Source organism: Paenibacillus sp. HW567 (genome assembly GCF_000374185.1).
Classification (GTDB): Bacteria; Bacillota; Bacilli; order Paenibacillales; family Paenibacillaceae; genus Paenibacillus_AQ.
In genome coordinates this window covers 6148492-6161232 of record NZ_KB910518.1, presented here as the reverse complement: position 1 = coordinate 6161232, position 12741 = coordinate 6148492, and the positions used below count along the sequence as shown (strand labels likewise).

The 12741-nt window shown below is 53.1% G+C and carries 12 protein-coding genes; all 12 read left to right on the top strand.

What is annotated here, in order from left to right:
• Positions 1-35: 35 nt before the first annotated feature.
• The 12 genes from B212_RS0127420 to B212_RS0127360 all read left to right on the top strand — a co-directional run bounded on the left by B212_RS0127420 (position 36) and on the right by B212_RS0127360 (position 12439).
• Positions 36-266, top strand: a complete 231-nt coding sequence (locus B212_RS0127420; RefSeq protein ID WP_019914484.1) for an anti-sigma-F factor Fin family protein — start codon at positions 36-38, stop codon at positions 264-266.
• 132 nt (positions 267-398) lie between these two features.
• Positions 399-3923, top strand: a complete 3525-nt coding sequence (gene mfd / locus B212_RS0127415; protein ID WP_019914483.1) for a transcription-repair coupling factor — start codon at positions 399-401, stop codon at positions 3921-3923.
• Positions 3910-4962, top strand: coding sequence for a peptidylprolyl isomerase (locus B212_RS0127410; protein WP_019914482.1), 1053 nt, complete (start codon positions 3910-3912; stop codon positions 4960-4962). The genes mfd and B212_RS0127410 overlap by 14 nt, the downstream gene beginning before the upstream one ends.
• Positions 4963-5257: 295 nt before the next feature.
• Positions 5258-5800 carry a stage V sporulation protein T gene (gene spoVT, locus B212_RS0127400; RefSeq protein ID WP_019914480.1) on the top strand — a complete coding sequence of 181 codons (543 nt, stop codon included), beginning with the start codon at positions 5258-5260 and terminating at the stop codon, positions 5798-5800.
• Between the two features lie 203 nt (positions 5801-6003).
• On the top strand, positions 6004-7668 hold the full coding sequence (locus B212_RS0127395) for a putative polysaccharide biosynthesis protein (RefSeq protein WP_019914479.1): 1665 nt from the start codon (positions 6004-6006) through the stop codon (positions 7666-7668).
• A gap of 264 nt (positions 7669-7932) precedes the next feature.
• Positions 7933-9432 carry a nucleoside triphosphate pyrophosphohydrolase gene (mazG, locus tag B212_RS0127390; RefSeq protein WP_019914476.1) on the top strand — a complete coding sequence of 500 codons (1500 nt, stop codon included), beginning with the start codon at positions 7933-7935 and terminating at the stop codon, positions 9430-9432.
• Between the two features lie 396 nt (positions 9433-9828).
• Positions 9829-10101 carry an HU family DNA-binding protein gene (locus B212_RS0127385; protein WP_019914475.1) on the top strand — a complete coding sequence of 91 codons (273 nt, stop codon included), beginning with the start codon at positions 9829-9831 and terminating at the stop codon, positions 10099-10101.
• The gene (locus B212_RS0127380; RefSeq protein ID WP_019914474.1) at positions 10101-10379 is read left to right on the top strand and encodes an RNA-binding S4 domain-containing protein; all 279 of its coding nucleotides are present in this window, start codon (positions 10101-10103) and stop codon (positions 10377-10379) included. Before B212_RS0127385 ends, B212_RS0127380 begins: the two co-directional genes overlap by 1 nt.
• A gap of 225 nt (positions 10380-10604) precedes the next feature.
• On the top strand, positions 10605-10892 hold the full coding sequence (gene yabP / locus B212_RS0127375; protein ID WP_019914473.1) for a sporulation protein YabP: 288 nt from the start codon (positions 10605-10607) through the stop codon (positions 10890-10892).
• Positions 10889-11452, top strand: a complete 564-nt coding sequence (yabQ, locus tag B212_RS0127370) for a spore cortex biosynthesis protein YabQ (protein WP_019914472.1) — start codon at positions 10889-10891, stop codon at positions 11450-11452. The genes yabP and yabQ overlap by 4 nt, the downstream gene beginning before the upstream one ends.
• Before the next feature lie 20 nt (positions 11453-11472).
• Complete coding sequence (locus B212_RS0127365; RefSeq protein ID WP_019914471.1) at positions 11473-11808, top strand: FtsB family cell division protein; 336 nt, start codon at positions 11473-11475, stop codon at positions 11806-11808.
• Between the two features lie 124 nt (positions 11809-11932).
• The gene (locus B212_RS0127360) at positions 11933-12439 is read left to right on the top strand and encodes a S1 domain-containing RNA-binding protein (protein WP_019914470.1); all 507 of its coding nucleotides are present in this window, start codon (positions 11933-11935) and stop codon (positions 12437-12439) included.
• Positions 12440-12741: the final 302 nt, after the last annotated feature.

Genomic DNA, 12741 nt, shown 5'->3' with positions numbered 1-12741 from the left:
ACTGAAGGTATATACTACCTTCAGGAGGCATATAGATGGCAATAAACTATGTATGCAGGCATTGCCGCACATTTCTTGGAAGCGTCGAGAGAAGTGATTCTACAGAAATGCAGCTTGGCCTTCATTCCTTGACCCCTGCGGAGCGCAGAGATATCATAGCGTATGATTCAGAAGGCGAGATTACGGTGAAGGTTACTTGCGACTACTGCAAGGAAGCCCTGGAGAACAACCCCGAGCTCAGCCTGCTGGCCAGTCCGCTTCAGTAAGGTGGAAGCGCCTGTCTCTATCGTCATCCGCAAGCCTTAGCCCTACATGCTGAGGCTTGTTTTCAATTCCGATTATAATAGCTGACAGTGGCTATACCGCTGTCAGCCTATTTAGTAAGAGAGGTGCGCCTGTTGTTACAAGGTCTTATAGAAGCTTTTTCCAAAGATTCTGATTTTCAGTCCGTTACACGCGGCATCGCTGCGGGGATGAAGGAGCAGCTCATATCGGGTCTATCCGGTTCTGCCAGACAAATCATGCTGGCGGCGCTGCATGAAGAAACCTCGCGCCCGCTGCTCATAGTTACCCATAACATGTTCTCAGCCCAGAAAATGGCTGAGGATTTGCAGGAAGCGCTTTCCGCAGACCGTGTGCTGCTCTATCCGGCGAATGAGCTTGTAGCCGCTGAAGCGGCGGTCTCCAGCCCGGAGACGCTGGCCCAGCGCATTGAAGTGTTGACCAAATGTGCCCAGGGTTTCCGGGGAGTTGTCGTTGTTCCCTATTCCGGGGTACGGCGGCTGCTTCCTTCACCGCATGTAATGGCTGATGCGGAACTGACAATTTCCCAGGAAGGAACCCTGGAGCTTGATGGGTTCCTCATGTCTATGATTGAGATGGGATATGAACGGGTGGAACGTGTCGAGAACCGCGGGGAGCTTAGCGTGCGGGGCGGTATTGTCGATTTTTATCCAATGACTTCTCCTCTGGCTTACCGTGTGGAGCTGTTCGATGATGAGGTTGACTCCATCCGGACCTTCGATCCGCAGGACCAGCGTTCGATTGACAAGGTACGCAGTGTGAAGATTGCACCAGCCAAAGAAATCATTGCTGACCGGACGCGCCTGGATTCGGCTTCTGTCGAAGCTTCGGCGATGCTGGAACGGCAGCTTGAGAAAATGACTGACCGCCAGGCCAAGCTGCGTTTGCGTGAGGAAATGGGCCGGGAGCTGGAGATGCTCCGTGAAGGCACCTATTTTCCAGAAATCTATAAATATATCAGTCTCTTATATCCTGAACGTTCCCACCTGTATGATTATATGGCTCAGGATACACTGCTTGTGCTGGACGAACCGGCCAGACTGCTGGAAACGGCGAAGCAGCTTGAGCGCGACGAGTCGGAGTGGAATCTTCATCTGCTTCAGAACGGCAAGAATCTTCCAGACCTTCATCTCTCCGTTGAGAGTGATGCCATTATGTATCGCCGGCCGTTCCAAAGCCTGTTCATGTCGATCTTCCTGCGGCAGGTGCCGCATGTTCAGCCGCAGAACATCTTAGGCTTCATCAGCCGTGGAATGCAGGATTTTCATGGTCAAATGAATGTGCTGAAATCGGAGATGGAGCGTTGGCATAAATCAGGCGTTAAGGTCGTTATGCTTGCCAACGGGGAAGAACGGATGGAACGGGTCCGCAGGGTGCTGGACGATTACGGCATTGAGGAGCCTACCATACTCCAGGGAAATCTGGGCTCCGGGTTCGAGCTTCCTTCCATTCATCTTGCGGTGATTACGGAAGGTGAAATGTTCTCGCAGAAGCAGCGCAAGGCGCGCAAGGTGTCCAAGAGCATTGATAATGCCGAACGGATTAAGAGCTACACCGAACTGAAAATCGGTGACTATGTCGTTCACCAGAATCACGGGATCGGCAAATATATGGGTATCGGAACACTTGAGGTCAGCGGGATTCACCGGGATTACATGCATATTATGTATGCCGGAGGAGATAAGCTCTCCGTACCGATTGAGCAAATTGATCTGATTCAGAAATATGTCGGCTCGGAAGACAAGGAGCCGAAGGTGTATAAGCTTGGCGGCAATGAATGGACGAGGGTCACAAGTAAAGTTCGATCTTCAGTACAGGATATCGCCGATGATCTGATCAAGCTGTATGCTGAGCGTCAAAGCGCATTGGGCTACGGTTTTGAAAAGGATACCCAGGAACAGCACGAATTCGAGGAAATGTTCCCTTATGAGGAGACACGCGATCAGCTCCGGGCGATTGAAGAGATCAAGAAAGACATGGAGCAGAACCGGCCAATGGACCGGCTGCTGTGCGGTGACGTGGGCTACGGCAAGACTGAGGTGGCGATCCGTGCCGCTTTTAAGTCGGCGATTGAAGGCAAGCAGGTGGCGGTGCTGGTTCCTACAACGATCCTGGCCCAGCAGCATTATGAGACCTTCCGCGAGCGCTTCGCCAATTATCCGCTTAATATCCAGGTGCTTAGCCGCTTCCGCAGCCGCAAGGAGCAGAACGAGACGATCAAAGGTGTACGGCAGGGAACGGTAGACGTGGTTATTGGCACGCACCGGCTGTTGTCGCAGGATATGGTGTTCAAGGACCTGGGTCTTCTCATTGTCGATGAGGAGCAGCGTTTCGGTGTAACCCATAAGGAGAAGCTCAAAAAGCTGAAAACAAATGTCGATGTCCTGACCCTTACGGCTACACCTATTCCACGTACGCTGCATATGTCGATGCTTGGTGTGCGGGACCTGTCCGTCATTGAGACACCACCGGAGAACCGCTTTCCTGTACAGACGTATGTGGTAGAGCATAGCCAGACGCTTACACGGGAGGCAGTGGAACGTGAATTGGCCCGTGGCGGCCAGGTCTATTATCTCTATAACCGTGTCCAGGGCATACAGGAAATGGCCGCGCAAATTTCCATGCTTGTGCCGGAGGCACGGGTGGGTATCGGTCACGGGCAGATGTCCGAGTCGGAGCTGGAGAAGACCATTCTCGATTTCCTGGATGGAGAATACGATGTGCTGGTCAGCACCAGCATTATTGAGACAGGGGTAGACATTCCGAACGTAAATACTCTGATTGTGCATGATGCCGACAAGATGGGGCTGTCACAGCTTTATCAGCTACGCGGGCGGGTAGGCCGGTCGAACCGGATTGCCTATGCCTATTTCACCTACCAGCGTGACAAGGTGCTGACAGAGGTTGCAGAGAAACGTCTGCAGTCGATCAAAGAGTTCACGGAGCTTGGTTCCGGCTTCAAAATTGCAATGCGCGACCTGTCCATTCGCGGAGCAGGTAATTTGCTGGGCGCCGAGCAGCACGGGTTCATCGCTTCCGTCGGTTTCGATCTCTACTCACAAATGCTGGCGGAGGAGATCCGCAAGCGCAAGGTCAGCGTGCTTGGCGAGGAAGATACCTCGCTGAAGCAGGGCAACACGGTCATTGATTTGTCGATTGATGCGTATCTGCCGTCCGAATATATTTACGACAGCATCCAGAAGATTGAAATTTATAAAAAGGTTGCTGCCGTGGCTAATTTTGAAGATGCTGCAGAGCTTGAGGATGAACTGCTGGACCGCTTCGGGGAATTGCCGGAGGCCGTTGTCAATCTGCTGTCGGTTGCCCGCCTGAAGGTGTTCGGGAAGCTCTATGGTATGGAATCCATTGTCCGCCGCGGTGATGAGGTCTCGCTGAATTTCCATGAGGGCAGCATCGGTTCTTTTGATACGGCTAAGCTCGCTAAAGTTGGAAATAGCTTTGAAAGACGTGTACAATTTGATAGGGATGCCAAAGCGACCATTCGTATCAAAGCCAAGGATCTTGGCGACAAGGAGCTGCTCGATTTGCTGGAACAGTTCCTGGCAGCCGCCAAACAGTCTTTAAAATCGAAGGGAGAACTACACAATGTCGTTAAATAAAAAAAAATCATGGAAAGTGTTGCTGGTTTCGCTGGTTGCGGCAATTTCTTTCTCCATGCTCGCAGCCTGCAGCAGCAGCAAGAACGGCAATGCAGCAGAAGATAACAGCACCGCAGTAGCTACTTATAAGGGTGGTACCATTACAGAGAAGGAATTTGATCTGGATACACGCGTGATGAAGTTCCTGTCGCCGCAGCAGGCGCAGTACTTGGAAATTGACGCCTTTAAGGAGTCCATTCTGAAGCAGGAGGTTGCTTTTGAATACCTGTCAGGCAAAGCTACGGATGCTGCGAAGAAAGAGGCGGAGAAGGAAGCCGATGTTCAGGTCAATACCATTAAGACAGGCCTGGGCGACACCTACGAGAGCACGCTGAAGGAGCAGAATTTGACGGAAGCAGATATCCGCTCTTACATGGTGCGTGTGCTTACCGTGTATCAGGACATGCTGCAGAAGGTTACCGACGATCAGGTGAAGACTGAATTTGAAGCGACCAAAGGTGACTTTACTGTAGCGACGCTGCGTCATGTGCTGATTGGCCTGAAGGATTCTGCGGGCAAGGAGCGCACCGATGCAGATGCGCTGAAGCTGGCCAAGGAGGTTAAAGCCAAGCTGGACGGCGGGGCCGACTTTGCAGCAACAGCCAAGGAATATTCTGATGATACAGGTTCAAAGGATAGTGGCGGCGAATATAAGGACAAGGCGCTGGGAACATATGTTGAGGAATTTAAGAAGGCAGCCCAAACCCTGCCGCTGAACACTATCAGTGATCCGGTGAAGACCAGCTACGGGTATCATATTATGAAGGTGGAGTCCCGTACGGAGACAACCTTTGACAAGCTGACCGCAGAGCAGAAGGAAACCATCAAGGGCAAGCTGGCTTCCAATGGGTTGGAATCCTTCCTGGAGAAGGATCTGGGGTCGCTTGATATCAAAATCAATCTGCCGAAGAGCTCTGCAGCCGCGGGAGCAACAAATGGAACAGAGCCAACAGCCGCACCAAGCGCAGAGGCTCCGGCTGCTACTGAAGCTGCCAAATAATCAGGACAGGCATGGACAAGCACCCCGTCGCATTGAGCGGCGGGGTTATTTTGATGGACGGATTTCTCTTGATGACCCCGCATAATAAGTGTATAAAAATGGAAATGTTAGCGCATAACTAAAAGGGTTCCAATCCCTTCTGTTGAACTTTTTTATACATGCTCTAAGGATGTATAAGGAACTGGGAAGAGATGAATACTATGGGCAGATATTTCGATAAATCACTGGGATTATCCATTCCCATAATGGACAGTAGTTGGACCATACTTCTTAAGAAAGCGGGGCAACATGTGAAATGAAAGCTACTGGAATTGTACGCCGTATTGACGACCTCGGACGAGTTGTTATCCCTAAAGAGATCAGACGCACTCTACGTATTCGTGAAGGTGACCCACTGGAAATTTTCGTCGACCGCGACGGTGAAGTCATACTGAAAAAGTATTCGCCAATTGGTGAGCTGGGCGATTTCGCCAAGGAGTACGCGGAGTCGCTCTTTGAAGGAACAGGCCATATTACGATGATCACCGATCGGGACAGCTTTATCACTCTTGCCGGCGGCTCCAAAAAGGATTATCTGGACAAGCAGGTAGGTGCGCTGCTTGAGAAGGTAATGGAGGGCCGGAAGACGGTCCTTGAAACCAACGGAGGAAGCTACGATATCGGCAAGGATCACCCGGAGACGGTATCTTCTTTTGTGGCTGCACCAATTATTTCCGGTGGGGACCCTATCGGCTGCGTGGTACTTCTGAATAAGGATGATTCGGTAAAAATGGCTCAGATGGAAGTGAAGATGGCTGAGACGGCTGCCGCTTTCCTGGGCAAGCAAATGGAGCAATAACGGCTTTGGAACTATGGACCCCGCTTTCCTTTTGGTATGATATCAAAGGGAACAGCGGGGTTTTGCTGTGGGCAGGGAATAAATGAAATCGTAAGTGATTGCCCTGTCTCTGCGGCGAAACGTTTCTACTTGCACGTCCATATGCGTTATAATATAGAAATTCATCCAATCATAGCAGTTATGGCTGTAGAAGCAGGTATATTATGAAATCCAATCCTCAAGGCTCCAAGCTGCTGCAAGGCGCGTTCATCCTTAGTGCTGCCGCCATCCTTTCCAAGCTGATCGGCACCTTGCAGAAGATTCCGCTGCAAAATTTGGGCGGTGATGCTGTATTCGGCATCTATAATACCGTCTATCCGCTGTATACGATGCTGGTGACGGTGGCCATGCTGGGACTTCCCGCTGCGGTTTCGAAATTCGTGGCCGAGGCTTCTGCCGGAAAGGCGGAGTATGAAGGGCGGCGGGTCTTGCTGCTGTCGGCTGTTCTTACAGCGGTTAGCGGTGTCGTTCTCGGAATTGCCGTTTATGCCGGGGCACCGGTTATTGCGGTCTGGGTAGGCAATTCACATGTCACACCTGCTCTGCGCAGCAGTGCATGGGGGCTGGCGGTTGTTCCGCTTATGGCTGCGCTGCGCGGATATTTTCAAGGCCTGCATAACATGGTGCCTACTGCCGTGTCGCAGGTGGTCGAACAGTCAGTGCGTGTGGCGGTCATGATCGCACTGCTGCTGTATTTGACCTCTATCGGTACGGATGCTGCAGGTATCGCAGCGGGTGCGCTGCTTGGTTCCGCCGGAGGCGGAGCGGCAGGCCTGCTCATTATGCTGCTGTACCTCCGGCGGCACCGCCGAAGCGGTGCGCAGCCTGAGCTTGCCGCTTCGGCAGAGACGGCTGGGCCTCCGGCATGGTCCGGTGCTGCTGCCGGCCGTCGGGCTTCAGCAATCGGAGCCCGGCAACTGCTCGCTTACGGGCTGCCGGTGATGCTTGGTGCACTGGCCGTGCCGCTGGTCGGGCTGGTGGATGTGTTCACGGTGCCCCGCCTGTTGTCCACAGGCGGCAGCGAAGCTGCAGCGATGGCGCAGTTCGGGATCTACAACCGCGGCCTGCCGCTGGTACAGATCGTTACGATGCTGGCTACGTCGCTGTCCGTTGTGTTCATCCCGGCCTTGGCTGAAGCCAAGTATCGGGGTGATCTGGCCCTGATCCAGACCCGCTGCAGTCTATCGCTGCGCTGGTTCTGGCTGCTGGGCCTGGCCGCTTCCGTAGGCCTGGCTGTGCTTGTGGAGCCGGTCAACGTGGCACTCTACGGCGACGCCTCCGGCAGCACCGCGATGACCTGGCTGGCCTTCACTGCCGCAGGCAGTACGGTCAGCATCATCTCGGCCGCGCTGCTGCAGGGCCTTGGCGCCGTGCGCGCGCCGGCGCTGCACCTCTTGGCCGCCGCGCTGCTCAAGGCGGCCCTCAACCTGCTGCTCGTACCGCAGCAGGGCATTACCGGTGCGGCCATCGCCAGCGTGGCCGCACATGGGCTTGCAGCAGCGCTGAACGTGCTGCTGCTGCACCGCCAGGGCCATCTGCGGCTTCGCCTCGCAGATGCCCTGGTACGGCCCGCGCTGCTGCTCGCGGGCCTGGGCCTGGCCGCTGCTGCGGTGAGCAGCGGCATCGGCGGCGTGGCAGCCGCCGCAGGGCTTGGCGGCAGCCGCACCGCGGCGCTGGCGCAGAGCCTGCTCGGCGTGCTCGCAGGCTGCGCCGTCTTTGCCATCGGCGCTATAGCGCTGCGGCTGCTCAGCGAGAGCGAGCTGCGCCAGCTTCCGGGCTTCGGCCCGCGGCTGGCGGACAAGCTGAAGAAGCTGCGCCTGTTCCCATAAGGCGCAGCGGCCTTAGTTCTGCTTTTATCGCACAATTAGGCAATTTACGCTATCAGGTAGTTTGCGCTATTGGTCAGTTCCGCTATTGGGTAGCTGCGCTATCAGGCAGCTTTACGCTTTTTAAGCCATTGCGACATTAGCCCCAACGCCATTAAGCTACTACGCTGCCCATCGTATTACAGATCATCCTTACCCATATAACATGTTTTCTATCGGCATTTACATAAGAGCGGCAATCGGCCGCACTGAAAGGAGTGGAAACGCATGAGCGGAACATTAACAGTCGTCGGTCTCGGCTCCGGCAATCCGGACCGGCTGACACTGGGGATTATCAAGAAACTGAAGGCTGCGTCCGCTGTCTACGTGCGGACTGCAGAGCATCCCGTTATGGTGGCACTGGCCGAGCTTGAGATTGCTTGGCAATCCTTCGACGGGCTGTACGAATCGCTGGATTCATTTCCTGAGGTATATGAGGCCATTACGGCGAGATTGATCGAAGAGGCGGCTTCGGCACCGCAGGGAGCTGAAATTGTCTATGCGGTTCCAGGGCATCCTATGGTTGCTGAATCGGCGGTCTCCTTGCTGCGCCAGCGCTGCCCGGAAGCAGGAATTGAGCTGAACATTCTCGGGGGCGAGAGCTTCCTCGACGAGGCGTTTGTACGCCTCGGGTTCGACCCCATTGAGGGGTTTCAGCTTCTGGACGCGTCCGGCATCCGCAGTTCCCAGCTCCAGCCGGAACTGCACACGCTGATCGGCCAGGTATACGACAGCTTCACCGCGTCGGAAACGAAGCTCAGCCTGATGGAGCTGTACCCGCCGGAATATGAGATTATTGTGGGCCATGCCCTTGGGGTAGAGGGTGAAGAACGCATTGACCGTGTGCCTCTGTATGAGCTGGACCGACTGGATGGTTACGGAAATCTGTCGCTTGTGTATGTTCCGGCGAACCGTTCGGAGACGGTGCAGCGGCGAACCTTTGCCCGTCTGCATGAGATTGTCGATACGCTTCGCAGCCCGGAAGGCTGCCCTTGGGACCGGGAGCAGACGCATGAATCCCTGCGCAAAAATCTGATCGAGGAAACCTATGAGGTGCTGGAGACGATCGACGAGGATGACCCGGACCACATGAAGGAAGAGCTTGGCGATCTGCTGCTCCAGATTATGCTGCACTCCCAAATAGAGGAGGAAGTCGGAACCTTTAATGTGTATGATGTGATCGAAGGACTGAACGATAAGCTGATCTTCCGCCATCCGCATGTGTTCGGGGATCAGGCGGCCGGAAATGCTGAGGAAGCACTGCAGAACTGGGAAGGCATGAAGGCGGAGGAGAAACGGCGCAAGGGCTTGAAGCCCGAAGCGGAGTCCGCACTGAGCGGCGTTCCCCGTGATCTGCCGGCGCTGATGAAGGCGTACAAGCTGCAGAAGAAAGCCTCCAAGGTAGGCTTCGATTGGGATAATGTCAACGATGTTCTGGCCAAAATCCGCGAGGAAGTCGACGAACTGCAGGAAGCCATTCAGAACGGTCATTCAGCGGAAGAGCAAATGCTGGAGCTTGGCGATCTGCTGTTTGCCGCAACCAATGCCGCCCGCTTCATCGGGACCGACCCGGAAGAGGCGCTGACCCGGACCAACCGCAAATTCGTCGCACGGTTCCAGTATATCGAGCAGCGTCTGCTGAGCCAGGGAAGGAGCTTGAAGGACAGCACACTGGCTGAGATGGAAGAGCTCTGGCAGGAAGCCAAAGTGGAAGAACGAAAGCTCTAGAGGATCACCAGGCAGCCATGCCGCTCCTTAGCGGTACTACAGACGATGAAATCTCATAGAAGGCTTGAGGGGCTCTGCCTAATTCGAGGCTCCTTAACCATGTCTGCTTGCACATTCTGACCGGTCACCCGGTATACGTAGCCGAAGAAGCGGCAATGCTGTGAATGCAGCGCAAATCTTTGATTTGGAGTGCAAAGCTCAGTTGATAGTGTTATAGTGCTATATGCCCGTGTTTATCCGCCGGCGGTTGTTTTTTTTGAAAAATCAGCGGAGCGTGGCAGGAATTCAGGGCGGCATCAAGAATATCATAAAGACGAAATGACGAATTGCGGCAGATTATGCCAGCATCCTCGCGTTTCATTTTATTTTTTTGTATCCTGGGAGGAACTTTAAACTATGAACAAGACAGATTTGGTAAACAACATTTCCGAAAAAAGCGGATTGGCAAAAAAAGACGTAGAAGCCGTTATTAACGGGGTTCTGGGCGAAATTACCGATGCTCTTGCACAAGGCGACAAAGTGCAACTGATCGGCTTCGGCACTTTTGAAACCCGCAAACGTTCCGGCCGTACCGGCCGCAACCCGCAAACGGGCACAACGATTGAAATTCCTGAGTCGACTGTACCTGCCTTCAAGGCCGGCAACAAGCTCAAAGAAGCCGTCAACTAATGCGTCTGGACAAATTCCTGAAAGTTTCCCGTTTGATTAAGCGCCGCACAGTGGCCAAGGATGTGTCCGAACAGGGCCGGGTTCTGATCAACGGGCGGGAATCCAAGCCGAGCAGCACAGTGAAGATCGGCGACGAAATTACAGTGCAATTCGGCCAAAAGCTTGTGACGGTCAAAGTGGAAAAGCTGGTGGAAACGACCCGCAAGGACGAAGCCGCCGGCATGTATACACTGCTCCGGGAAGAGCCTGTTGCCAAAAGCAGCGGTCTCGACTGGTAACGGACCAACAAGATTAACCAAGAAAGCGCGACTTTACACTTCGTAGAGTTTGCGCTTTTTTTAATATATGAATTTATATGCTTGACCCTATAAATTATCCTTATATTTCTCGCTGAAAAGGATACCTGAACGCGATACGGAGTATCGCTGAGTTTATTGTGCTGCCTCTGTTCTACAACCTCTCCATCCGCCATAGATTAGAATCAAGAAGGAGGGGTACATGCTATGAGCGAGCCAGCAAAGGTTAATAACAAGCAGCACGATCTGCACATGCGCAGCCGCAAGCAACTGGAGCTTACCGGTGTGCAGAATGTGGAGAGCTTCGACAGCGAGGAATTTCTGCTCCGTACGGAACTTGGCCATCTCACCATTCGCGGGAATCATTTACATATCAAAAATTTAAGTCTGGAGAACGGCATATTGTCTCTGGAGGGCAATGTGCATTCCCTGGTTTATCTTGATCCCGGAGCGCAGGGCAAAAATAAAGGATTACTCGGCAAGCTGTTTAAATGAATCCCACAGTTCAGTGGATGACCCTGCTCTATATGATGCTGGCTGGCACAGCGATGGGACTGGCCTATGACAGCTACCGGGTGCTGTCGCTGAAATTAAGCTTTCCCAAATGGCTGAATGCGCTGCTCGATCTGCTGTACTGGCTATGGGCGGCACTGCTTGTCTTTCGCATGCTGTATGCCGGAAATCAGGGACAATTGAGGTTTTATGTCTTTGTAGGGCTGTTTCTAGGCGTATGGATCTATTTTTTAATCTTCAGTGTTACGGTGCGGCGTTTTGTGGTAATGTTAATTCAGTCGGTTCAGTATACGTGCAGACTGCTATGGAGAATGGTTGAGCTGTTAATAGGCGTACCGCTTCGCTGGCTGTGGCGCCTCCTCAGAGGAACGCTGCTGCTGCTTGGCCGCATCCTGTTATTTATACTAAAGCTGTTGCTGCGGCTAACGAAGCCAATCTGGTTCTTTCCTGTCAAATGGATGACTCCATATGCTTTGCGGCTCTATCACAGCGCCTGGATCACAAGATTCACTGCATGGATTAACACCAAGAGGAAACACTGACCTAGAACGGGGGTACACGCATGAACAGATTCTCTGCGGAAGAGAAGGGAAATAACCATAAAGCTTCGGCCGCAGGCGCGAAGAGAAGAAAATTCATCTGGATACTCGTCGTGGCGTTGTTTTTTGGCTGGGCCGGTTATATTTTCTTTGCCCAGAGCGCAGTGATTGCGGAGAAGAGTGGACAGCTCGCCAAGAAGAAGGAGAGCAGCGAGAGCGTAAACACTTCCTTGGGCCAGCTTAAATATGAAGTATCACGCCTGAAAGATGATGAGTATGTCGGCCAATTGGCGCGTAAATGGTACAATATGTATCCTGAGGGCGAACTGCCTATCCGTACAGAGCAATCAGGGAAATAAAGCAGGCTAAAAGAGGCTTTAGCTGTGTTGCCTTGGTTTGTTCTTTACTGTATAATCAAATCACCGCAGACAGGATGGACTTTATATTCGTCTGTATATTTTTAAGGGAGGATCATTTTATTCTATGGCAATTGAAGTGGGCACCAAGTTAGAGGGCAAGGTGACAGGCATCACGCATTTCGGAGCATTTGTGGATCTGTCAGGAGGTGTCACAGGTCTCGTTCACATCTCGGAAATCGCCGATAATTACGTCAAGGATGTTAACGATCATTTGAAGATTGCGGATGTAGTAACCGTTAAGGTGATCAATGTTGACAAGGATGGCAAGATCGGACTTTCCATTAAGCAGGCCGTGGATAAGCCTGCATCAGAAGTACGTCCCCCAAGAGCTCCAAGACCTGAACGTCCAAGCGGTGGAGACCGTTTCGGCGGCAGTGGCGGTGGCGGAAGTGCTGGCGGCGGCGGTGGTTACAATCGTGAACGGGGAGGGCGTCCATTCAAGCCTGCAGCCGGTAAACCTTCATTCGAGGATAAAATGTCACGCTTCCTGAAAGACAGCGAAGAACGGATGTCTTCGATCAAGAAGAACACAGAAGGTAAGCGCGGAGGCCGAGGAGCCAAGCGCGTATAATTCAATACTTGCATATCACAATAACCGCCGGGGGCGTAATGCCCTTTGCGGTTTTTTTGTCGGTGTAAGAAAAGTTGCCGACAGCATCCTTGCCATTCTCACATAACTCCAGAGCAATCGCTGACGAATGTCTGCGGCAGCAAGGGGCGGTGAAGTGCGCAGAAGCTTTGCCGGAGGCCGTTAACCGATTGCCCCGCAAGGGATTAGCACGCTTCATCACTGAATGTCGGGAGAGGCTATTTTGTCGGAAATTTTTTACAGTTCCCTCTCTGTTTCTGACAAACTTTCTGAAGACCCCCGCT